The sequence below is a fragment of the uncultured Amnibacterium sp. genome (assembly GCF_964250715.1).
Lineage (GTDB): Bacteria > Actinomycetota > Actinomycetes > Actinomycetales > Microbacteriaceae > Amnibacterium.
This window is the reverse complement of sequence record NZ_CAXUGX010000001.1, coordinates 285,260-306,494: the sequence shown is the minus strand read 5'-3', so window position 1 is coordinate 306,494 and position 21,235 is coordinate 285,260. Positions and strand designations below refer to the sequence as shown.

Annotated in this window: 21 protein-coding genes and 1 tRNA gene; 9 read left to right on the top strand and 13 right to left on the bottom strand. The window is 71.3% G+C overall.

The window, feature by feature from the left end:
• Window positions 1–29 precede the first annotated feature (29 nt).
• The 6 genes from ACFE7H_RS01430 to ACFE7H_RS01405 all read right to left on the bottom strand — a co-directional run bounded on the left by ACFE7H_RS01430 (window position 30) and on the right by ACFE7H_RS01405 (window position 5,273).
• The gene (locus ACFE7H_RS01430; RefSeq protein WP_375399406.1) at window positions 30–590 is read right to left on the bottom strand and encodes a DUF6611 family protein; all 561 of its coding nucleotides are present in this window, start codon (window positions 588–590) and stop codon (window positions 30–32) included.
• A 178-nt stretch (window positions 591–768) separates the two neighbouring features.
• Entirely contained in the window at window positions 769–1,233 is a 465-nt protein-coding gene (locus tag ACFE7H_RS01425) for a redoxin domain-containing protein (RefSeq protein WP_375399405.1), read from the bottom strand.
• A gap of 297 nt (window positions 1,234–1,530) precedes the next feature.
• Window positions 1,531–2,400 carry an NAD(P)-dependent oxidoreductase gene (locus ACFE7H_RS01420; protein ID WP_375399404.1) on the bottom strand — a complete coding sequence of 290 codons (870 nt, stop codon included), beginning with the start codon at window positions 2,398–2,400 and terminating at the stop codon, window positions 1,531–1,533.
• Window positions 2,400–3,623 (bottom strand): D-arabinono-1,4-lactone oxidase, encoded by a 1,224-nt coding sequence (locus ACFE7H_RS01415; RefSeq protein WP_375399403.1) that lies wholly within the window; start codon window positions 3,621–3,623, stop codon window positions 2,400–2,402. Before ACFE7H_RS01415 ends, ACFE7H_RS01420 begins: the two co-directional genes overlap by 1 nt.
• A gap of 94 nt (window positions 3,624–3,717) precedes the next feature.
• A complete protein-coding gene (locus ACFE7H_RS01410; RefSeq protein ID WP_375399402.1) occupies window positions 3,718–4,419 on the bottom strand; it encodes a cache domain-containing protein in 702 nt (233 codons plus the stop codon).
• Window positions 4,416–5,273 (bottom strand): FadR/GntR family transcriptional regulator, encoded by an 858-nt coding sequence (locus ACFE7H_RS01405; protein ID WP_375399401.1) that lies wholly within the window; start codon window positions 5,271–5,273, stop codon window positions 4,416–4,418. Before ACFE7H_RS01405 ends, ACFE7H_RS01410 begins: the two co-directional genes overlap by 4 nt.
• 143 nt (window positions 5,274–5,416) lie before the next feature.
• Between ACFE7H_RS01405 and ACFE7H_RS01400 the strand changes: the two genes are divergently transcribed.
• Together ACFE7H_RS01400 and ACFE7H_RS01395 are read left to right on the top strand one after the other, a co-directional pair.
• Window positions 5,417–6,919 (top strand): APC family permease, encoded by a 1,503-nt coding sequence (locus ACFE7H_RS01400; RefSeq protein WP_375399400.1) that lies wholly within the window; start codon window positions 5,417–5,419, stop codon window positions 6,917–6,919.
• Between the two features lie 244 nt (window positions 6,920–7,163).
• Window positions 7,164–7,985, top strand: a complete 822-nt coding sequence (locus ACFE7H_RS01395; protein WP_375399399.1) for a mycofactocin-coupled SDR family oxidoreductase — start codon at window positions 7,164–7,166, stop codon at window positions 7,983–7,985.
• A gap of 100 nt (window positions 7,986–8,085) precedes the next feature.
• Here the strand turns inward: ACFE7H_RS01395 and ACFE7H_RS01390 are convergent.
• Window positions 8,086–8,158 (bottom strand) — tRNA-Glu (locus tag ACFE7H_RS01390).
• Between the two features lie 148 nt (window positions 8,159–8,306).
• Between ACFE7H_RS01390 and ACFE7H_RS01385 the strand changes: the two genes are divergently transcribed.
• Window positions 8,307–8,945, top strand: coding sequence for an MBL fold metallo-hydrolase (locus ACFE7H_RS01385; protein WP_375399398.1), 639 nt, complete (start codon window positions 8,307–8,309; stop codon window positions 8,943–8,945).
• Here the strand turns inward: ACFE7H_RS01385 and ACFE7H_RS01380 are convergent.
• The 4 genes from ACFE7H_RS01380 to ACFE7H_RS01365 are packed head-to-tail and all read right to left on the bottom strand — an operon-like array spanning window position 8,909 to window position 11,861.
• Entirely contained in the window at window positions 8,909–9,682 is a 774-nt protein-coding gene (locus tag ACFE7H_RS01380; RefSeq protein ID WP_375399397.1) for an ABC transporter ATP-binding protein, read from the bottom strand. The two genes, ACFE7H_RS01385 and ACFE7H_RS01380, sit on opposite strands and share 37 nt — an antisense overlap.
• Entirely contained in the window at window positions 9,679–10,509 is an 831-nt protein-coding gene (modB, locus tag ACFE7H_RS01375) for a molybdate ABC transporter permease subunit (protein WP_375399396.1), read from the bottom strand. The genes ACFE7H_RS01380 and modB overlap by 4 nt, the downstream gene beginning before the upstream one ends.
• Window positions 10,510–10,548: 39 nt before the next feature.
• Window positions 10,549–11,418 (bottom strand): molybdate ABC transporter substrate-binding protein, encoded by an 870-nt coding sequence (modA, locus tag ACFE7H_RS01370; protein ID WP_375399395.1) that lies wholly within the window; start codon window positions 11,416–11,418, stop codon window positions 10,549–10,551.
• Window positions 11,415–11,861 carry a molybdopterin-binding protein gene (locus tag ACFE7H_RS01365; RefSeq protein WP_375399394.1) on the bottom strand — a complete coding sequence of 149 codons (447 nt, stop codon included), beginning with the start codon at window positions 11,859–11,861 and terminating at the stop codon, window positions 11,415–11,417. The genes modA and ACFE7H_RS01365 overlap by 4 nt, the downstream gene beginning before the upstream one ends.
• 103 nt (window positions 11,862–11,964) lie before the next feature.
• On the opposite strand from ACFE7H_RS01365, the gene ACFE7H_RS01360 reads away from it, so the two are divergent.
• From ACFE7H_RS01360 to ACFE7H_RS01345, 4 genes are read left to right on the top strand one after another with little or no spacing between them, the layout of a single operon-like run.
• Window positions 11,965–13,155, top strand: a complete 1,191-nt coding sequence (locus ACFE7H_RS01360) for a ThiF family adenylyltransferase (RefSeq protein WP_375399393.1) — start codon at window positions 11,965–11,967, stop codon at window positions 13,153–13,155.
• Window positions 13,155–14,348 carry a gephyrin-like molybdotransferase Glp gene (gene glp, locus ACFE7H_RS01355; RefSeq protein ID WP_375399392.1) on the top strand — a complete coding sequence of 398 codons (1,194 nt, stop codon included), beginning with the start codon at window positions 13,155–13,157 and terminating at the stop codon, window positions 14,346–14,348. The genes ACFE7H_RS01360 and glp overlap by 1 nt, the downstream gene beginning before the upstream one ends.
• A complete protein-coding gene (moaCB, locus tag ACFE7H_RS01350) occupies window positions 14,345–15,415 on the top strand; it encodes a bifunctional molybdenum cofactor biosynthesis protein MoaC/MoaB (protein ID WP_375399391.1) in 1,071 nt (356 codons plus the stop codon). The genes glp and moaCB overlap by 4 nt, the downstream gene beginning before the upstream one ends.
• Complete coding sequence (locus tag ACFE7H_RS01345; RefSeq protein WP_375399390.1) at window positions 15,412–15,825, top strand: molybdenum cofactor biosynthesis protein MoaE; 414 nt, start codon at window positions 15,412–15,414, stop codon at window positions 15,823–15,825. Before moaCB ends, ACFE7H_RS01345 begins: the two co-directional genes overlap by 4 nt.
• A 185-nt stretch (window positions 15,826–16,010) precedes the next feature.
• Here ACFE7H_RS01345 and ACFE7H_RS01340 read toward each other — a convergent pair whose 3' ends face one another.
• Window positions 16,011–16,262, bottom strand: a complete 252-nt coding sequence (locus ACFE7H_RS01340; protein WP_375399389.1) for a MoaD/ThiS family protein — start codon at window positions 16,260–16,262, stop codon at window positions 16,011–16,013.
• On the bottom strand, window positions 16,255–17,409 hold the full coding sequence (moaA, locus tag ACFE7H_RS01335; protein WP_375399388.1) for a GTP 3',8-cyclase MoaA: 1,155 nt from the start codon (window positions 17,407–17,409) through the stop codon (window positions 16,255–16,257). The genes ACFE7H_RS01340 and moaA overlap by 8 nt, the downstream gene beginning before the upstream one ends.
• 186 nt (window positions 17,410–17,595) lie before the next feature.
• On the opposite strand from moaA, the gene ACFE7H_RS01330 reads away from it, so the two are divergent.
• Window positions 17,596–19,326 carry a hypothetical protein gene (locus tag ACFE7H_RS01330; RefSeq protein ID WP_375399387.1) on the top strand — a complete coding sequence of 577 codons (1,731 nt, stop codon included), beginning with the start codon at window positions 17,596–17,598 and terminating at the stop codon, window positions 19,324–19,326.
• A gap of 120 nt (window positions 19,327–19,446) precedes the next feature.
• The gene (locus ACFE7H_RS01325; protein WP_375399386.1) at window positions 19,447–21,204 is read left to right on the top strand and encodes a hypothetical protein; all 1,758 of its coding nucleotides are present in this window, start codon (window positions 19,447–19,449) and stop codon (window positions 21,202–21,204) included.
• The last annotated feature ends 31 nt before the right edge of the window (window positions 21,205–21,235 follow it).

Below are 21,235 nucleotides of genomic sequence, written 5' to 3'. Positions count from 1 at the left end.
CAGAAACGGCCGGCAGCGTTCGGGATCGGTCACGGCTCGGGGTGCCGCAGACCGGTTCGACCGCTCCTCGTCGCACCGTACCGGGCCCGAGCACCGTCCGACGGAACGCGCGGAAGGTCGAGCCCGGCGAACACCTCGCTCCACCGCACCTCGAACTGCACCGCGGAGATACGGCCGGCCCGCAGGCGCAACTCCGTCGCCTCCAGCTCCTCGAACGCGTTGCGAAGCTCGACGAACCACCCGGCGGTCAGCCGCCCACCGATGTCGTCGACCAGCAGCGCGGTGAGTGTTCGCGGCCGAGGCCGGCCCCTGGTGAGCCACGCCGTCACGGCGGTGGCGACGCCGATCGTGCCCGTGGCCGCCCAGAGGGCTTGCGGCGCCGAAGCGAACGAGCCGACGACCAGCATGATGGCGAGCCACACGATGCCGCCGGTCAGCGGCCATGCCCGCCACATCCGGTGCAGCATCCGCTCCCGCGCATTCGTGCCGGGCGGGTACACGGTCAGCCGGTAGCGCACCACACCGCCCCGTGAGGGCCAGACGTCCAAGCCGCCCCAGGCGCGATCCCCGTGCAGCAGACGGTCGACCACGCCATGTGGCCGCAGGCGGGCCGGAGAATCGGGATGACGAAGCGTCACGATTCAGCGTCGTCCCGGATCCGGCGCACGGCACCGGTCCTTACGGGGAACTCACGCCGTTCGGCGAAACCCTAACGACCCGCTCACGGGCCACGCGTCGGCAGCCCCGCGCGATCTGGCGCCGGTTCGGTCAGGCCGCCGGGAGTGCCGCGACGGCCGCCTTCAGCTCGTCGCGCTGGTAGCTGGCGCCCGGATTCGTGCTGACGTGGGCGTATTGGACCCGCCCGTGCTTGTCGAGCAGCACGCCTCCGGACTGCTGAATGGCGCCGAACACCTTCTTGAGCAGGCCGGCCTCGGCATGCGGGGTACCGTCCTGGCCGACGACCACCGGGAACGGCACGCCCCGCTTCGCCTTCCACGCCGTCGCCGCGGCTGCGTCCTCCGGTACGGCGACGACCACCTGCACGTCCGCGGCGGCGAGCTCGTCCTTCTGCGAGGTCAGTGTTCGCACCGCGGAGTTGCACTGCGCGCAGTTGAGCGCGCGCATGAAGTAGACGAACACGTTGCTGGTGCCTCGGTAGGTGTCGAGGTCGAACGGCGTTCCGTCGGATTGACGGACGTGCAGGGTCAGCGGCGAGCCGGTTTCAAGGGTCATGGGTGTTCTCCTGGTCGTTCATGCCGCCCGCGATGCTGCGGAGCGTCGTCATATGGAGTGTGCACCTGAGCATGGTCGACCCACCCAGCGTCATCACAACTCGTCGAAGCGAACGCGTTCTTCGACGGCTCACGACCGATCGACGTCCTAGAGACCCGGGCGTCGCAGAGGTCATCCATGCGCTGGATGCGGATACCTCGGGCGCGTTCGCCTGACGTGCTGGTGTATCGCGGAGTCGCACACGGGCGTCGGGCAGGGCTGCCCGGGTGGTCGTTCCACCGCCCGCGGGCCTCCTGGTCAGGGGTGAATGAGCGCTTCGATTCCCGCGGCGAGCTCGTCCGAACCGTGGCCGAGGCTGATCGCTCGGCCGAAGACCTGCAGCAGCACGTCGGGAAGCGCGGCGGAGATGCCGCGCGACCGGGCCGCCTCGGCGAGGTGGCTCATCGCGGCGAGATGGACTTCCAGGGTCGCCTGGTCGCCGGAGTAGTCGGCACGGCCGTGCAGGAAGTCGTAGTACGACGACTCCGCGTCGAGTTCGGACAGCCACGAGGGGACGGAGTCGAAGACCGCTGCTGCGTCGACCCCTTCTGCCCGGGCGTAGGCGACGGCCTGGAACAGCCCGACGCTCGCGCCGTACAGGAACGACAGCCACCCGAGGTCCACCGCGGCGGCAGCGCCCGGGTCGTCGCCGAGGAAGGTCGACCGGCCGCCGAGCGCCGTACCGACCGGACTCCAGTACTCGTAGGCGGCCGCAGACCCGGAGTACGCGAATCGCGTCATCGGCGCGCCGACACGGGCGGGATAGGTGAAGATCTTGCCGTCCAGATAGCGGGCCCCGTCCGCGATGAGGGACGCGCTCAACTCGCGCGCCTCATCCGGGGTGCCGCTCGACAACTGCACCACCGTTCTGCCGCTCAGGTCGGATCGCAGGTCGCCCAGCACCGCGCGAGCGGTGTCGTAGTCGGGCAGCACCGACACGATGACATCGCTACCCTGCACGGCCGTTCGGGCATCGGATGCGACAGTGCAGCGCCCGTCGAACGCCGCCGCCTTCGCCGCAGTGCGATTCCACACGATCACCGGTGCACCGGCTCCGATCAGGCACTCGGCGACCGCGGCGCCCATGTTGCCCAGACCGAGCACTGCGGTCGTCGGGAGCGCCGCCATCAGCGGACCATCTCGGTCAAGTGGTCGTTCAGGAAGACGCCGTCCGGGTCCATGCGACGTCGAAGATCGACGAACCGCTGGTACTCGGGATACACCTGCTGCAGTCGTTCGGCATCGAAGTAGTGCATCTTGCCCCAGTGCGGACGCGCGGAGAACGGCTGCAATGCCCTATCGAAGGCACGCAGGAACGGTTCGTAGTCGGTGTTCGGAACGCCGGACACCGACAGCGACACCGCGTCACTGCCGTACATCGGCGAGAGCCATCCGGGCTCCTGGCGAATAGTGCGCACTTCGAGCGGGAAGCGCTGCTCCGGGTAGCTGAGGATGACTCGGCGGGCCGCGTCGACCGCGTCGAGTGCCACCGCGAAGGGGACGAAGTACTCGAGCTCGTAGAACTCCAGGTCGAAGGGCTGAGGGAACACTCGGTAGGCGCGATCGAGGCGATCGGCACCGTCGACCGTCTCGAGGTCGTCGACAGCGAGCTGGTCGTACCGCTTCACGAAGCACGGATCGGTGATTCCTTCGGGATCGGCGCCGAGCCCGTACATAGCGAGCGAGCCCGGGAACGGCCCCCAGAAGAACGAGAAGTGCCGCCGGGTCGAGGTCTCGAACTCCCACTGGTCGAGGACCCGCTCGAGCGGCCAGTAGTCGATCCGCTCGGCCAGCCGGTACGCCGGCATCGCCTGCAGCTGCACCGCTGTGATCACGCCCAGCGATCCGAGCGCCGTGCGCGCGCCGTCGAGTTCGGGCGTGCCCTCGTCGAACCGGACGACATCACCCGACGCGGTGACCAGCTCCACGGCGGTGACCGCCCCCGAGAAGCCGGTGAACTGCAGACCCGACCCGTGGGTCGCCGTGCTGATGGCGCCGCCGACCGTCTGTGCGTCGATGTCGCCCTGGTTGCTGAGCGACAGCCCGTGGTCCCAGAGCAGCGGCCCCAACTGCTCGACCGTCGTCCCCGCCCCGACCGTCACGCGCGAACGCTCGGTGTCCACCGACCGGACGCCGTGCAGCCGAGCGACGTCGAGCATCACGTCGTCGGTCACGACGAGGGGCGTCCACGAGTGGCCTGCTCCCCGCACGCGCACACCCAGGCCGTCGCCGGTCGCGCGCGTCACCGCCTCCTGCACCTCCTGCACCGAGGTCGGCTGCACGATCGCCGTCGGCGTGCAGTGCTGGTTGCCTGCCCAGTTGGTGAAGGTATGGGTGTCGGTTGCGGTCACGCTCGGCCTCGACTTCCGCCAGTGCTGCAGGAACGCAGTGATTGGTCGACGCAGTGTTGCGTCTGCGCAAGTTTCGACGCGGCGGGGCTCCGAGTCAATGTCCGACCTCGACCAGGACCCATGGCGGCACGGGGAGCGCGATCTGGTCCGCAGCCGAGCGCACGATGGATCCCGGCGGATGCAGCGGCGTCGTCGACGCGATGACGCGCTGCTGGTCGTTGAGCAGGACGACGGCGGAGGCGAACCCGTGCAGGGCGGGCTCCACCTGCGACTCGATCTGGTCGATGTGCATGTCCGCGGCGACGACGCCGAGGAATCGAGCCGCGACCCGCACGGCGCGCGTGAACGTCACGGTGTACTCGTTGGTGCCGTTGAAGTCGACATACGGTCCGAAGACCGCCGACCGAGCCTCCGACGACCGCACCTGAACAAACCAATCGCGCTCGGAGTAGTCGTAGAAGGTCGGGCTGTGCTGGTCGAGATCGTGCTCGCCCTGGACGAGCCGGCCGGCGGGGGTCCGCGTCCACCATCGCTCCCACAGACGGACGGTCGCCACCTCTCCCGGAGCGGCCAGAAAGCCGAGGCCGCGAAGGCCGCGTCCGCTCTGCAGGGTGGTTCGACAGATGGCGTCGAACGCGTCGAAGGCGGCGGGTGCCGCCGTGGCGTTGCGAGCCGGCAGCGCGAGGGACACCTGCTCGGCCAGCCGATCGAGAGTCGCGCCCGTCGAGTCGACCAAGTCCGCCACGATGCGCTGGAGTTCAGCGATCGGTGGTTCTGGTTCGGCTCCGTCGGTCACGAGGGCTGCTCCTCCGGCGCCATCCGGAGTTCGAGCAGCGCGGTGTTGATGTGATTCAGATAGTCGCGTGTGCGGTCCAGCGCCGAATCGCGATCGCGGCCGTCGATCGCGGCCGCGATCTGGACGAACAGCTCCGATGCGGTCGCTCGGTAACTCGCGCGGTCGATGACGGTACCGAACAGCCAGCCGTGACTTGCTTGCAACTCGATCTCGGCGGCATTGATGCGGGTGGACTGCGACGCAGCCGCGAGCTCGAGGTGAAAGCGCGAGTGCACTTGGCGTGCCACGGTCAGCGAATCCGCGTGGGCGACCCGAACAGCGTGATCGACGAGATGCTCGACCTGGCCGTGATCCGCGCGATCGACGGCCAGCGTGACGGCACCGAGCATCAGTGTCTGACGCCAATCGCCGATGTCCCTGATCTGCGCCGAGGACAGCAGACGCAGTCGGCGGGTCGCCACCTCGCGGTTCAGCCCCTCGGGAAGGCGAACGAAACTGCCTCCGCCGCGACCGCGTCGGGTCTCGATCAACCCCTCGCTCCGCAGAGCCCGCAGCGCTTCCCGCAGCGTGAATGCCGGAACGTCGAACAGTCGTGCCAGCTCGCGCTCCGACGGCAATCCCTGACCGTCGCCCAGCACGCCGACACTGATGCCCGATTGGATGCGCTCGACGATCGCCGCAGTCGGCCGCGACGAGTCAACCGCGCGGAAGACGACGCCGGCCCCCGGTGCCGCGACGACCTCGTCCGCGCGCATGCCCGAGCGTATCGCGAGGTCGTCCGGGGCCGTGACCGGACCGTCAAGGCAGGAAAGTTCCACAGTGAGATGTTTTTCGTTCAACTTCTTGCCCGCCACTGCACCCGCTCGATAGTGTGGCGCCACTCGAGGGGTCGTCTCACCTCGATCGGGGTAGCGGTGCCTCTCTGTCCCACGGACGTGCTCCTCCCCTTTTCTCTCTGCTCCTTCTCGTTGGTCCCAACGCTCAGAACGGCGGCGCTATGTCGACCACTCGGAATCAGCCGCTCTCGACGCAGCCGGACGGCGCGCCTCAGACCTTCGACCGGTCGATGGGGCTCGTGGCGACGTTCTCCCTGGGTTTCACGTACCTGTCGCCGCTGGCGGGCGTGCTCTCGCTCCTGGTGTTCGCCCTCATCACCGCAGGCCCGCCAGCCATCTGGTGGCTGGCGATCGTCGCCGGCGGACAGTTCCTGGTCGCTCTCGTGTTCGGCGAAGTGGTCTCGCAGTACCCCATCACCGGCGGCCTCTACCCGTGGGCCCGGCGCCTCTGGGGTCGCAAGTACGCCTGGCTGGTCGCATGGATCTATCTCTGTGCGCTCATCGTCACGATCACGTCGATCGCCGAGTTCGCGGTGCCATACGTCGGCTCCCTGTTCGGGTTCACTCCGGCGACCGGCTCCACCCTCTTGATCGCCGTCCTTCTCCTGGGGGTCACCTTCGTACTGAACCTCGCGGGTACGAAGGTGCTGTCCGTCGCCGCTCGCGTCGGCTTCTTCGCGGAGATCATCGGCGTGATCGCCGTCGGCCTGTTCCTGCTGATCTTCCAGCGCAAGAACGACTTCGGCGTGGTCTTCGACGCGATGGGCACGGCGCAGGGCGGCAACTACTTCCCCGCCTTCGTCGGTGCGGCGCTCGTGGGCCTGTTCCTCTTCTACGGCTTCGAGGCGTGCGGCGATGTCGCGGAAGAGGTCGCGAATCCGGGCCGCCAGATCCCTCGCGCCATGTACCTGACGATCGTCATCGGATTCGTCTCGGCGTTCATCGCCTTCCTGGGATACATCCTCGCGGCGCCGAACCTGAGCGCCATCGTCGCCGGCAAGGTGGCCGACCCGATCAGTTCCATCCTGACGGGCAGCCTCGGGCCGGTCGGCGTGAAGGTCTTCCTGGTGATCGCGCTGACGGCGTTCCTGTCGTGCATGCTGTCGCTGCAGGCGGCGCTCAGCCGCCTGCTGTTCTCGTTCGCTCGCGACGAGATGCTGCCCGGTCACCGTTGGCTGGCCCGTCTCCGGACGGAGGTCGGCGGTACGGGAGGCGCACCGCGCAACGCCGCGGTCGTCGCGGCGGTCGCACCCGCGATCATCTGCCTGCTGGTCTTCCTCTCGCCGGACAGCCTGACCCGAGTCACCGCCTTCGCGGTGATGGGGATCTACGTGTGCTTCCAGATGGTGGTGTTCGCCAGCCTGGTGCAGCGCATCCGCGGTTGGAAGCCCGCGGGGATCTGGTCGCTCGGCCGCGCGGGCATCGTCATCAACGTGCTCGCGCTCGTGTACGGCATCGCCGCGATGGTCATCCTGGCGCAGCCGGGAGCGCCGGACGTCGACTTCGTGGACCGGTGGATCGTGTTGATCGGACTCGGCATCGTCGTGCTGATCGGCGTGCTGTACATGGTCATCGCGCGGCCCTTCGGACGATCGAACGCGCCGGAGAACGATGCGATCGCCGAGGCAGCACGCATCCGGGCCGCCCGGTCGGTCAACAGCTAACGGGTTCAGGCCGCTTCAGTCGGGGATACGCCCCTGAAGTTCCGGCGCTGAAGAAGGTGGTGCAGCGGTCGGGCTGCAACGACGCGGCCTGGTCGCACCTCTGACGCCGCTCTTGTCATCCGCCCGACGCTCCCTGCCCGTCCCACGAAGGCGGCCACACGCAGGTCACGCCGAGGCACCCGGTGCCACAATGCGACCGAGGCCGGGCGCACGGTGCTCGGCGCGACTCGAAGAGGAGAAGCACATGGGCAAGCTCGACGGCAAAGTGGCCTTCATCAGCGGTGCGGCGCGCGGGCAGGGGCGCAGCCACGCGCTCAGGCTGGCGCAGGAGGGGGCGAACATCATCGCGTTCGATCTGATCGACCAGGTCGGGACAATCGACTATCCGATGTCGACGCAGGAGGACCTGGACGAGACCGTCCGTCAGATCGAGGCGCTCGACCGGCGCATCGTGGCGAAGAAGGCGGACGTCCGCGACTTCAGCCAGGTGAAGGCCGCCTACGACGCGGGCGTCGCCGAGCTCGGCCCGGTGGACATCGTCCTGGCGAACGCGGGCATCGCACAGCTCGGCAGCAAGGAGCCGGACCCGCTGCCGACCTACAAGGACGTCATCGACATCAATCTCAACGGCGTCTTCAACACCGTCCACGCGGTCGCCCCCGACATGATCGAGCGTGGTCAGGGCGGCGCGATCGTGCTCACCAGCTCCACGCAGGGCCTGACCGGGCGCGGTGCCGACGGATCGGTGGCGGCCACCGGATACGCGGCGGCGAAGCACGGTGTGGTCGGCCTGATGCACAGCTTCGCGAACTCGCTGTCCCCGCACAACATCCGGGTCAACACCGTGCACCCCACCGGCGTCAGGACGCCGATGGTGATGAACGAAGTGATCGGGCACTACATCCAGGAGAACCCCGAGGCCGCCAAGATGACCGCGAACCTGATGCCGGTCGATCTGATCGAGCCGGTGGACATCAGCAACGCGATCCTGTTCCTGGTCAGCGACGACGGGGGCTACATCACCGGCGTCACCCTGCCGGTCGACGCCGGCTTCCTCGTGCGCTAGGCGCTCGGCGCAGCCTGACGTGTCGGCCCACCGCACCGTGCTCGGCGACGGAGAGGCGGGCCGGCCGGCCAAGCGGACGACACGTTCGGTTGTCGTGCTGTGACCCCAGCGGGATTCGAACCCGCGTTACCGCCGTGAGAGGGCGATGTCCTAGGCCGCTAAACGATGGGGCCGCGTGCCGTGCGCCGTGTCGACGCGACCCCCGAGTATGCCATACCGGCCGAGCGCTCCGGCCGAGCGCTCCGACCGATCGCGCTGGCCCCGGCGCTTCCGCCGCGCCTTCGCAGTACTCCCCCAGCGGCGTGGGGCTTGGCTGAGCGCATGCGCATCTCCAAGCTCGAGCACGCCGCGTTCATCGTCGAGGAGGGGCGGCACACGCTGGTCGTCGATCCCGGCAGTCTGACGACGCCCATCACGGGGGTGCACGGCGTGCAGGCGATCGTCATCACGCACGAGCACGCCGATCATTGGACGCCTGCCCAGTTGCAGCGGCTGCTGGAGGCCAACCCGGCCGCCCGCATCTTCGGGCCGGCCGGCGTCGCCGCGGCCGCTGTCGACTTCGCGGTCGAGACGGTCGCCGCGGGCGACATCGTGGATGTCGGCGTCTTCCACCTGCAGTTCTTCGGCGGCGATCACGCGCTGATCCACTCCTCCATCCCCATCGTCGACAACCTGGGGGTGCTGATCAACGATCGCATCTACACGCCCGGCGACTCGTTCACGATCCCCCACGGCGTGACCGTGGACACGCTGGCGGCGCCGGCGAGCGCCCCGTGGATGAAGGTCGCCGAGGTGATGGACTACGTCACCGCGGTCGCGCCGAAGCGGGCCTTCCCCACCCATGACGGGCTGCTGTCGGCGGCGGGGCTCGGAGTGACCAACGACCGGATCGCCGCCGTGACGCGCGCGGCGGGCGGCGAGTACTACCCACTGACCGCCGGCGAGTTCCTGGACGTCTGACCGTTCTGTCGCTGCCCTTTCAGCAGCAGCGTGACCACCGGATCCACCGGGGCGGCCCGCAGGTGAGCCAGGGTGCCCATCTGCAGCAGCCGCCCCGCATCCAGCACCACCACCTGATCGGCCAGCGCATCCGCATCCCGCACGTCGTGGGTGACGACGATCGCCGAGCCGTCGAAGTCGGCCAGGTCGGCGCGGATGCGTTCCCGGACAGCCGGGCGGGACTCCGCGTCGATCGCGGCGAGCGGCTCGTCGAGCAGCAGCAGCGCGGGGCGCCGAACGGTGGCGCGCAGCAGGGCGATACGGGCGGCCTGACCCCCTGAGACGGCCGCGGGGCGGCGCTCGGCCAGGGCGTCGAGGCCGGCATGCTCCAGTGCGCGACGAGCGGCCGTCCGGGCGGAGGAACGGGAGCGGCCGGCGGTGCGCAACCCGAACGCGACGTTGTCCAGCACGCTGAGGTGCGGGAACAGGGCGACCTGCTGCTGCACGAAGCCGACCGGGCGCCGCTCCGGCGACACGGACTCGGTGCCGGGACCGCCGTCGAGCACCTGGTCATCGAGGACGATGCTCCCCCGCTGCACCGGCTCCAGGCCGGCGAGCGCGTTCAGCAGCGTCGACTTGCCGGCGCCGTTGCGGCCGACCAGCGCGACGGTGGTACCGGGCTCGACGGTCAGCGCGACGTCGAGGGCGAACGCTCCGTGCTGGACCGCGACGCGCGCGTCGAGACGACCGCGGCTCACGTGCGCAGCCCTGTCAGCCACTTGTCGCGCAGGCTGATCAGCACGACGGCGGAGACGACGACCAGCACGACGGCGATTGCGACGGCGGAGTCCAGGTCGCTGGACAGGGAGAGGTAGGCCGCGATCGGCAGCGTCTGGGTGACCCCCGGCAGGCTGCCGGCGAAGGTGATCGTGGCGCCGAATTCGCCGAGCGACCGGGCGAAGCTGAGCACGGTGCCGGCGAGCAGTCCGGGCGCGGCGAGCGGCAGGGTCACCCGCAGGAACACGGTCAGCGGACCGGCGCCCAGTAGCACGGCCGCGCGCGGGTATCGGGCATCGACGCCGCGCAGCGCCCCCTCCACCGACAGCACGAGGAAGGGCAGCCCGACGAACGCCTGGGCGATGACGACCGAGGCCGTGGTGAACGGGACCGTGACGCCGAAGAGCGTGAAGAGGGGTGCGCCCAGCAGCCCGAACCGGCCGAGCAGCAGCAGCAGGGCGATGCCGCCGACGACGGGCGGCAGGACCAGCGGCGTGATGATGAGGGCCCGGGCGAGTCGTCGGAGGGGCGCGGGCCAGCCGTCCGCGCCGGCGAGCACGGCCGCGAGCGGGACGCCGAGCACGACACTCAGTCCGGTCGCGATGGCTGCGGTGCCGACCGACAGACCGGCCGCCTGCGGGACCACCGGGCCGGTGATGATCGCGAGCATGCGGCTCCATGGCGCGCGCACGAGCAGCGCGACGAGCGGCCCGACCAGCAGCAGCGCACCCACGACGGCCAGCGGGATCACCCAGCCCGGCGCCCGACCGGGTCGCCGGCCGCGCCGAGCCGTCACCTGCCGCCCCACGACTCCTCTTTTACTGCACCCTCGCGGTGACGCTCGTCGCTACTGCGGGGTCAGGAAGCCGGCGGCCTGCAGCACGCTCTCCTGCTGCTGCACGTAGCGCACGAAGGCGGCGGCCAGGGTCGGGTTCTTCGAACCCGTCAGCGGTGCGATCGGGTAGCTCTGGATCGCCTGCGACGACTCCGGGAACTGGATGCCCTTCACCGCGCCGCCGGCAGCCTGCACGTCCGTCCTATAGACCAATCCGGCCTGGGCATCGCCCAGCTTCACCTTGTTCAGCACGCTCGTGACGTCCTGCTCGGTGCTGTCCGGCTTGGCCGTGACGTTCGCGGCCGCGAACACCGTCTGGGCGGCCGCGCCGCAGGGCACGGTCGGCGCGCAGATCACGATGGTCTTGTCGGCGTCCGCGAAGTCGGCCAGCCCGGTGATCTTGCCGGGGTTGCCCTTCGGCACGGCGATCTCCAGTTGATTGCGGGCGACCACCACCGGCGTCGCGGCGGTCAGCTTGGCGTCGATGACGGTCTGCATCGTCTTGGTGCTGGCGGAGGAGAAGACGTCGACGGGCGCACCGGAGACGATCGCCGCGGCCAGGGAGTCGCTGCCGCCGAAGTTGAAGGCGATCTTCGTCCCCGGGTTGGCCGCGGTGAAGGAGTCGGCGAGCGTGGGGTAGACGCCGTTCAGCGACGCTGCCGCGTCCACCGTGATGGAGCCGGTCAGGCCGTTGTCGGCAGCGGGCGTCCTGGCCGCCGCCGACTGCGGCACCGCGGAGGACGCGGGCGTCGACGGGGTGCTGCTGCAGCCGGCGAGCAATACGGCCGCCGACCCGGCCGTGATCAGGGCCGCGACGCCACGAGCGCGGGAGCGCGTCAGGAGGTGCGCCGGGAAGCGGGCCTGGAGCTGGGATCGGCTCAACGGGACTCCTTGGTTCGGTGCGGATCGTGGGCGGGCGGTTCGCTGCGCTCGATCACGACGTTGGTGGCCTTGACGGTGGCGGTGGCAAGCGATCCGGGCTGCAGATCCAGCTCGTCGGCCGCCTCACGGCTGAGCAGCGAGACGACGCGAAACGGCCCGGCCTGCAACTCCACCTGGGCCATCACGGTGTCGCGGACGACGCGGGTGACGATGCCCGGGATGCGGTTGCGGGCCGAGGACGTGCCCTCGGAGGGACCCAGGTGCGCGAGCGGCGACTCCGCGGCCAGCTGCGTGGCGAGCGCCGCCAGCTCGGCGCCGTCCACCGTTGCACGACCGCTGTCGCGGTGGATGGTGATGCGGCCCGCCTCCGACCAGCGGCGCAGCGTGTCGTCGCTGACCCCGAGCAACGCGGCGCCGTCGGCCACGCGGATGCGATCGGGCACGTGCACCTCCGATCCACTCCCCGCAGGTGCGGTGTTCCAGACTACCTTCCACCGCGGATGCGGCAGCTGGTCGCCGCCTGGCCGGGGGTGGGATGATCCTCAGATGACCCTGATCGACGTCGAACCCCTCCAGGCCGTCCGCCATGTCCGGCCGCTCGCGGGGCGCTGGGACCGCCAATTGTCGGTGCCCGGATTCGGCCCGCGCCAGCAGCAGCGCATCCGCACCGCACGGATCGTGGTCGTCGGCGCCGGCGGCGTCGGCAGCGGAGTGCTGCCGGCCCTGGCCGCGGCGGGCATCGGCGAACTGGTCGTCGTGGACCACGACGACGTGGAACCGAGCAATCTGCACCGCCAGACTCTGCACACCACGGCCGACGTCGGGCGGGGCAAGACCGACTCGGCGGTCGAGGCGCTGCGACCACTCGCGGCCGGCACCGTGACCGGCGTGCGGCGTCGCCTGACGGATCAGAACGCAGCCGCCCTGATCGCCGGAGCGGATCTGGTGATCGACGCCTCCGACTCACTCGCCGCGCGGTATGCGCTGGACGACGCCGCGGCGAGCGCGCGCATCCCATTGGTGTGGGGCTCCGCACAGGGCACGACCGGATACGTCGGGGTGGCGTGGACGACCGCCGGCCCGCGCTGGCGCGACCTGTTCCCCGTGCAGCCGGCCGACCACGCGACTCCCTCCTGTTCGGAGACCGGCGTGTTCCCCGGACTGTGCGCGACCGTCGGCGGGCTGCTGGCGACGGAGGCGATCAAACTGCTGACGAGCCTCGGCGAGCCGCTGATCGGCCGGGTGCTGGTGGTCGACGCGCTGACGGGACGGATTTGCGAGATCCCCTACTCGTCGGATACGGCCGCCTCGTCGAGCATGATCGCACCGGCAGACGCCACCGTCTCCCCGGATTCGGCCGACGAGACCGGGACGGCCGGCGAAGCCGAGGAGCAGGACTCCCCCGCGGCGCCGGTCCGGCCGACCGAGATCGACGCGCCCGCGCTCCAGCGGCTGCTGCAGTCGCCGGACGGCGACGTGCAGCTGGTCGACGTGCGCGAGCAGTGGGAGGCGCAGATCGCGACGCTGCCCGGCAGCGTGCTGATCCCGCTCGGCGAGCTGCCCGGTCGGCTCGGCGAGCTGGACCGGGAACGAGCGGTGGTGACGTACTGCCACTCGGGCGTCCGCTCCGCCGAAGCCGCTCGCCTGCTGACCGCGCAGGGCTTCCAAGCCACCTCGCTCCGCGGCGGCATCAATGCATGGAGCAACATGGTCGACCCGCGGGTGCCCCGCTACTGATGCCGGCGCGACGACGCAGCGTCGACGAGCACGCGGTGCGCATCGCGAGCATCGTCGAGCCGGCCCTCGTCGCCCTCGGGACCGAGCGGCTGCCGATCGCCCAGGCTGCCGGCCGGCCGCTGGCCGAGGACGTGCACTCCGCCATCCCCCTGCCGCCCTTCCGCAACGCGCAGATGGATGGCTACGCGGCGCGGGCGGAGGAGCTCACGACGCTGCCGGTCACCCTGCCGGTCGCCGGGGTGGCGCCGGCGGAGCGCTCGGCGCCACGCGGTCTGCCGGCCGGGCACCTGCTGCGCATCATGACCGGCGCTCCCCTGCCGGACGGCGCCGACTGCGTCGTCCCCGTGGAGGACACCAGGACCGGCGACGGCACGGCCACCGTGCTCGCTTCCCGGGCGGCCGGCGACTTCGTGCGCATCGTCGGCTCCGACCTCGATCGCGGGGGGCTGGTCGTCGCCGCAGGCACCGTGCTCGCCGCCCGGCATCTGGCCGCGCTGGCCGCATCCGGCACCGCCGACGTCGCGGTCCGTGCCCGGCCCCGCGTCGCGATCCTGACTACGGGTGCCGAGGTCGTCGCTCCGGGTCGGCACCTGCAATTCGGCGAGATCTACGACTCCAACGGCACGGCCCTGGCCGCACTGGCTCGCGAGGCGGGGGCGGAGGTGGTGCTGCAGGCCCTGGTGGACGATGACCCCGGGGCCTTCGCGGACGTCTTGGCCGACGCGGTGGCCGCGGCCGACCTGGTGGTCACCTCGGGCGGCATCTCGCAGGGCGACTACGAGGTCGTGCGCCAGGTGCTGGAGCCGGCGGGCGCCGAGGTGACCGAGATCGCGATGCAGCCGGGCGGTCCGCAGGCGACGGCGGTACTGAGCGGTGTGCCGATCGTCTGCTTTCCGGGCAATCCGGTCTCCACGCAGGTCTCGTTCACCGTGTTCATTCGTCCACTGCTGCGGCGGGCGGCCGGGCTAGCGACCATCGAGCCGCGGCTGCTGACGCTGGAGGCCCACGTGCGATCCGTCCCCGGCAAGCGCCAGTGGCTGCGCGGGCAGGCGCGCGGCGACACGGTGCGGGTCGTGGGCGGGGCGAGTTCGCACCTGGTCACGACCATGGCGCGGGCCGACGTGCTGATCGACGTGCCGGAGCAGGTGCTGCAGTTGGCGGCCGGCGACCGAGTCACGGTCCTGCCGCTGTGACCGGGGAGCGCTTGACCCATCAGGACGAGACGGGGCGGTCTCGCATGGTCGATGTCGGCGGCAAGCCGGTCACGCGGCGCACGGCCACGGCCGCCGGGCGGCTGGTGACGACCGCCGAGGTCGCTCGCCTGCTGCGCGCCGACGGGCTGCCGAAGGCCGACGCGCTGACGACCGCCCGCATCGCGGGCATCGCCGGGGCCAAGCACACCAGCGATCTGATCCCGCTGTCCCATCCGCTGCCGCTCGACCAGGTGACGGTCGACCTGACCGTCGGCGAGGATGCGGTGTCGATCACCGCGACCGCAAGCGCCACCGGCCGTACCGGCGTGGAGATGGAGGCGCTGACCGCCGTGGCGATCGCCGGCCTGAGCCTGCACGACATGGTGAAGGCGGTGGACCCCGGAGCGATGCTGACGGATGTGCGGCTGCTCGAGAAGCGCGGGGGCACCCGCGGCACCTGGACGCGGGAGGGCGGGCGGGAAGGTGATCGGCAGGGGTCCCTCGCGGCGCCGGACGAGGATGCTGCACCGCTGGGGATCGCCGTGGTCGTCTCGACCGGCGTCGCGCAGGGGACGCGGCAGGACACGACCGGGCCGCTGCTCGTCGCCTGGCTGCGCGAGTCGGGACTGCACGTGGGCGAGCCCCGGGTCGTCGCCGATGCCGACGTCGGTGCCGCGCTGGCAGCGGCGATCCGGGAGCGGCCCGCCGTACTGCTGACCACCGGTGGAACGGGGCCGAGTCCGTCCGACCGCACGCCCGAGGCGACTGCCGCGCTGCTGGACCGCACCATGCCCGGCATCGCCGAGGCGATCCGCGCGCGCGGCGTGCGTGCGACCCCGACCGCGGCGCTCGGGCGCGGTCTCGCCGGGCAGGCGGGCGGAACGATCGTGGTGAACCTGCCCGGGTCGGCCGGCGGCGTGACCGACGGGCTCGAGGTGCTGAGCGAACTGATGCCGCATCTGCTGCGGCAGGTGCGGGGCCGGGCCGACCACGAGCACGGCGCCCACCAGTCGCCTGCCCACCAGTTCGCGCCGCATCCGGTCGACCCGCCCTCGACGAGCTCGTGAGCGGGGTCGTCTCGGCGGCTGTGACGAACGAGCCGCTCGATGCCGCCGCCTTGGAGCGGGCGGTGCTGCACGCGGCCGACGGCGCGCTCGTCACCTTCCGCGGGGTGATCCGCGACCACGACGGCGGCCGGGGCGTGACCGGGCTGGACTACTCGGCGCATCCGGACGCCGCCGCGTTCCTGCTGGCGGCGTGCGACCGGGCCGCGGTCGACGGTGTGACGGTGGCGGCGCAGCACCGGATCGGCGTGCTCGGTATCGGCGACGTCGCCCTGGTGGCGGTGGCTGCGGCAGCGCACCGCGCGGCGGCCTTCGCGGCGTGCGCGGCCCTGGTCGACGACATCAAGGCGACGGTGCCGATCTGGAAGCGCCAGCACCACGACGACGGCACCTCGACCTGGCAGAACCTCTGACCGGCGCCCCGCCGCCCTCCTCGGCCTCCGCCTCCGCCTCCGCCTCCGCCTCCGCCTCGAAGAATCCAGGCGATTTCGAGGAATGAAGGCGAAACCGGGCCGAGTTCGGCTCAGATCCTCGAAAAGTCCTGAATTCCTCGCGCGATCGGGGCGGAACAGGGCGGGGCGGGAGGAGAGGGCGGGGGTCAGCCGCCGGCGAATGGGGGCAGCACGTCGACGCGGGCGCGCACCGGGCGGTCGGGGTCGCGGGTGACCACGCCGTCGACCAGCAGCGAGCCGATCTGCAGCACGTGCGCCATCGCCGGCCCGTACCGGGCGGTGAGTTCGGCGCGCAGGGCACCGGCGGTGGGGGCGACCTGCAGCACCTCCTGCTCGCGGCCCGCGGCTTCGGCGGCAGCGGCGAAGTAGCGCACGGTGACGTCGATCGGCTCAGCCACCGATCGCTCCCATGCTGCGGATCGGGCGGCGGAAGTCGGCGTCGTCCATCCCGTGCCCGGCCTGCTTGCCCCACATCGCGGCCCGCCAGGCGTCTGCGACGACCCGGTCGGGAGCGCCGCCGCGTAGCAGGGGGGCGAGCGGGGTTTCGTCGTCGCCGAACAGGCAGGCGCGCACGCTGCCCTCCGCGGTCAGCCTCGTGCGGTCGCACTCCACGCAGAACGAACGGGTGACGGAGGCGATGATGCCCACGGTCCCGGAGCGCGGGGTCGCTGTCGACGTCCCGGTCGTGGTGCGCTCGACAGCACGCCATTCCTCCGCCGGTGCGTGCGGATCGTCGCGGCCCACCGGCACCAGGTCGAAGCGCCGCTCCAGCAGTGCCAGCAGTTCGGCGGCGCCGACCAGGCCGTCGCGCGTCCAGACGCCGTCGGCGTCGAGGGGCATCTGCTCGATGAAGCGCAGCCGGACGCCGCGCTGCAGCGACCACGCGAGCAGGTCGGGCGCATCGGCCAGGGTCTCGCGCATCAGGACGGCGTTGACCTTCAGCGGCGTCAGGCCGGCGTGCTGCACGGCCTCGATGCCGGTGAGCACGGCCGGCAGGCGATCGCGGCGGGTGAGGCGCGCGAAGTGCTCGCGGTCCAGGGTGTCGAGGGAGACGTTGACCCGGCTCAGGCCGGCGGCGAGCAGCGCGGGCAGGCGCCGGTCCAGGCCGACCGCGTTGGTGGTGATGGCGAGTGGAACGGCCGGCGCGGCCTGCCGAGCGGCCGCGATGATGTCGGCCAGGTCGGCGCGCAGCAGCGGCTCGCCGCCGGTGAAGCGCACCTCGCGCACCCCCAGCTCGCGCACGCCGATACCGACCAGCCGGCCGATCTCCGCGGGCGTCAACAGATCGGACCCGGGTATCGCGGGCAGCCCCTCCGCCGGCATGCAGTACGTGCAGCGCAGCGAGCACTTCTCGGTCACCGAGATCCGCAGATCCGTCGCGGTCCGGCCGAACCGGTCGAGCAGGCCACGGGCGGGGCGACCGGCGGTGAGTACCTCGGCCGGGCGTCCGTCGACAGGCGCGTCGGCGGGGCCGTCGACCGGATACGGCGTTGAGGAACTGCGATCGGCGAGCGGGCGCTGCCGGGTGAGATTCAGCGCCGTCATCGCCTCAGCCTAGACAGCGCCTGCGCACGGTCCGGCGGCGCTCGCCCTAGAGGGGAACGCGCCCAAGAAGACGCGCGACCCGAGAAGAGGGGGCGGGCCGCGGCCCGTTCGGGACCCGCAGGGCACTAACGTGGCGCCTCCCGACTCCCCCGGCCCGTACCGGCCAGTCCGATGAGAGAGTCCCACGTGCCTCCGATACCCACCGCTGTGCGAGCCCGCCGAGCGGGCGTCGTACTGCTGGTGGCGCTCGCCCTGGCCCTGGTACCGCTCGCGGTCGCGGTCGGTCCGTCCGCCGACGCGAGCGGCGCCGGCGCGCCCGTCGTGCGGGTCGTCGCCGGTCACCGCACGATCACCGTCGCGTGGGCGGCCGTCCCTCACGCCACCCGCTACGACGTGGTCCTGACCGCCCCGCACCATCCCACGCGCACGGCCCGCACCGCCGGCCTGCACGCGCGGTTCAAAGGCCTGACGGACGGCACGCCGTATCTGGTGCGTGTCACATCGCACGCCCGCACCGGCGACCGCGTGAGTGCCACGGCGTCGGGAACGCCGGCGGCGGGCGTCCCGCAGCCGATCACCGGAGTGACGGCCCGCGGCGCCGGGGCGAACCGCATCCTGGTTCGCTGGCCGGGCATCCGCCGCGCGACGAAGGTGGCCGTCGCGGCCGGCTCCGACAGCATCACCCGGTTCAACCGCTTCACCACCGCCTGGCTGCCGGCGACCACCCGGTCGGTAACGATCACCGTGCCGAAGCGGCTCCGCGACAAGCTGGGCGTGGTCAGCGGTCAGCCCGTCTTCGTGAAGGTGATCGCATCCAACGCCACGACCGCCCAGCCGGCGAAGGAGCTCTTCTTCGACGCCCGCCACGCCTTCCGGCTCTCACCACCCGGCACCTGGTCGATGGCTGGAACCCCGAACACACCCACCGAGCACGTCAGCCGCATCACCGTCGGCGAACTGAACGTGCAGAGCGTCAGCGCCACGGCCACGTTCACGGCGGGTGACCAGTGGCCGGCGCGGCTGCCCCGGATCGCTGCCACCGTGCTGGCATCGCATCCGGATCTGCTGGCGACCGCCGAGCTCTCCACCCAGCTGACGGCACCCTGCCCCGCCGGCAACGCCCCCAGCCTCAGCCGCTGGTGCACCGACCAGACGCAGTACATGGACCTGGCCCGCGCGCTTGCGACGGGACCGCACCCCTACGCCCTGGCGACCGCGGACGCCTACGCGGCCGTCCACGCCGAGATGGCGCGGGACGGGCGCAAATGGGACGGCGCGGTCACCGACGGCTCGCACCTGTTCTACGACCCCGAGAAGATGACGCTGCTGGCGCACGGCTACATCTCACCGGTCTACGACCTGCACATGGATGAGTGGACGCCCGCGATCGGGGACCGTTGGAGCTCCTGGGGCGAGTTCCAGCTGCTGGACGGCACGAACCGGCGGTTCTACGCCGTGGCAACCCATTTTCCCGTCGGCAAGACCGCCGCGATCGTCGCTCTGCGCCACGAGGAGGCGGAGCGACTCACCGCGTACCTGGACCACCTGGCGGGCCCGACCCCCATCGTATTCGCCGGCGACCTGAACGCCGACGCCGTTCGGGACCCGAAGCCGGCCGCAACCGTCTTCGTGCAGCACGGCTACGCGGATGCAGCGGCGACGACACATCGCAGCGGCATCCGGTACAGCACGTCCAACGGCACGAACGGCACCGACGGCGCCGACCCGGGCTATCCGGTGCACGCCGTCGAGCACGCCTACCCGACCAGCCGCATCGACTACATCCTGGTCAAGCACTCGCCCGTCACATTCCGCTACACGAATGTGCTGCACCTGACCGGAAACCGCTTCACGCCCGCGTACCAGGGCACCGACCACAACCTGCAAATGGCCTGGCTGGGCATCGGGGACCCCTAGTCGCGCACCTCCACTGCCGCGTGGCAGGAGTGTCCGAGGACGCCCGCCGCGTACCGTGCTGGTTCCGCTGCCCGGAGCCGACGAGGGGGGTCCGCCGTGCACCGAACGATGTCCCGACCCATGCACCGCTCCGATGGCCATGCCCGTCGACTGCGCACAGCCGTGGTCGGGGCGCTCGTCGCGACGCTCGCCGGTGCGCTGCTCGCTGGCGGCGGAGTCATCGGGCCGGCGCAGGCGGCCACGCCCACAGCGAAGCCCCCAGTGAGCCTGACGCACCTCATCGCCGGCAACCGAACCGTGTCGGTGTCCTGGCACGCGGTGCCGCACGCGAAGCGCTACGCGGTGCGGATCAGCCGCCACAAGTCGATGTCGGCGGCGACGACGAAGCATACGACGCTGACTCACGCGATCCTGCATTCGCTGAAGAACGAGCGCACCCTCTGGATGCAGGTCACCGCCGAGCTGACGAACGGCCGCACCCTGCGCTCGCCGGTGCGCACGACGACTCCCTCCGCCGGGCTGCCGACCCCGGTGACCGGCGTCACCGCGACCGCCGCCGGAGCGAACCGGGTGCGCGTGCGCTGGAGCGGCGGTGGGACCGCGACCCACGTGGCCGTCGCGGCCGGCGCCGACCTGCTGGCTGTGACCCTGCGCTTCCATTCCACGTGGCTGCCGGCGACGACCCGCAGCGTGGTGCTGACCGTGCCGGAGGCGCTCCGGCCGCAGCTCGGCTCCACCAGCGCGCAGCCGGTGTTCGTGCGCGTGCTGCAGACCAACTCCGTGAGCCTCCACCCGGTCAAGGGGACAGGGAACGACAGTGCAGCCCGCCTGCGACTCTCCGATCCGGGTGCGTGGGCGCTCGCGGGCCCGCCCGCCCCCGCAGCGGACAGCAGCCGCCTGACGGTCGGCGAGTTCAACGTGCAGAGCGTCGGTGCCAGCAAGGGCTTCACCGTGGCCGACCAGTGGGCCGCGCGGAAGCCGCGCGTCGTGGCCACGATCGAGCGGGCGCATCCCGACCTGCTGACGACGGCCGAGCTGTCGACCTCGCTCGTGCGGCCCTGCATCAGCGGGAACGACCCCGCCGCGAACATCTGGTGCAGCGCGGACTCGATGGACTCCGACCTGGCCGGCCAGTTGGCGACCGGACCTGCGCCCTACGCCCTGGCGACGCCCGATGCCTACCGGCTCGTGCACCTCGAGATGCTGCAGCACCCGGAGTGGAACAACGCGGTCACCGCCGGGGCGCACATCTTCTACGACCCGACCCGCCTGCATCCCGAGGCGAACGGTTTCGTCTCCCCCGTCTTCGACCTGCAGGTGCCGGGGTGGACGCCTGCGATCGGGGACCGCTGGGCGTCCTGGGCGCGGTTCACGATGCTCGACGGGACGAACCGGCGCTTCATCGCCGTGGCCAGCCACTTCCCGGTCGGGAACACCGCGCAGATCGTGGCACTCCGCGCCGAGGAGGCCACCCGGCTGATCGCCTACCTGGACCGCCTGAACACCGAACACCTGCCCATCGTCTTCACCGGCGACCTGAACGCCGACCCGGTGCGCCAGCAGAACGCGGCACCGACTGCATTCATCCGCGCCGGCTACGTCGACGCCGCCGCCACGACCAACCGCGTCGGCATCCAGTACGGCACCCAGAACTCCGGCAACGGCAACGACGGACCGGACGACGGCTACCCGCGGCACGTGATCCCGCGCACGACTCCGGCCAGCCGCATCGACTACATCCTGCTGCTGCACTCCCCGAACACGTTCGCCTACGCCAACGTGCTCGCGTTGAACGGCACCGCGTTCGTTCCGGAGTTGCAGGGCTCCGACCACAACCTGCAGCTCGCGACGATCGGGATCGGGGCGCCGGCGGGCTGAGGCGCGGTTGAGGTGGGTCGAAGACCGGAAG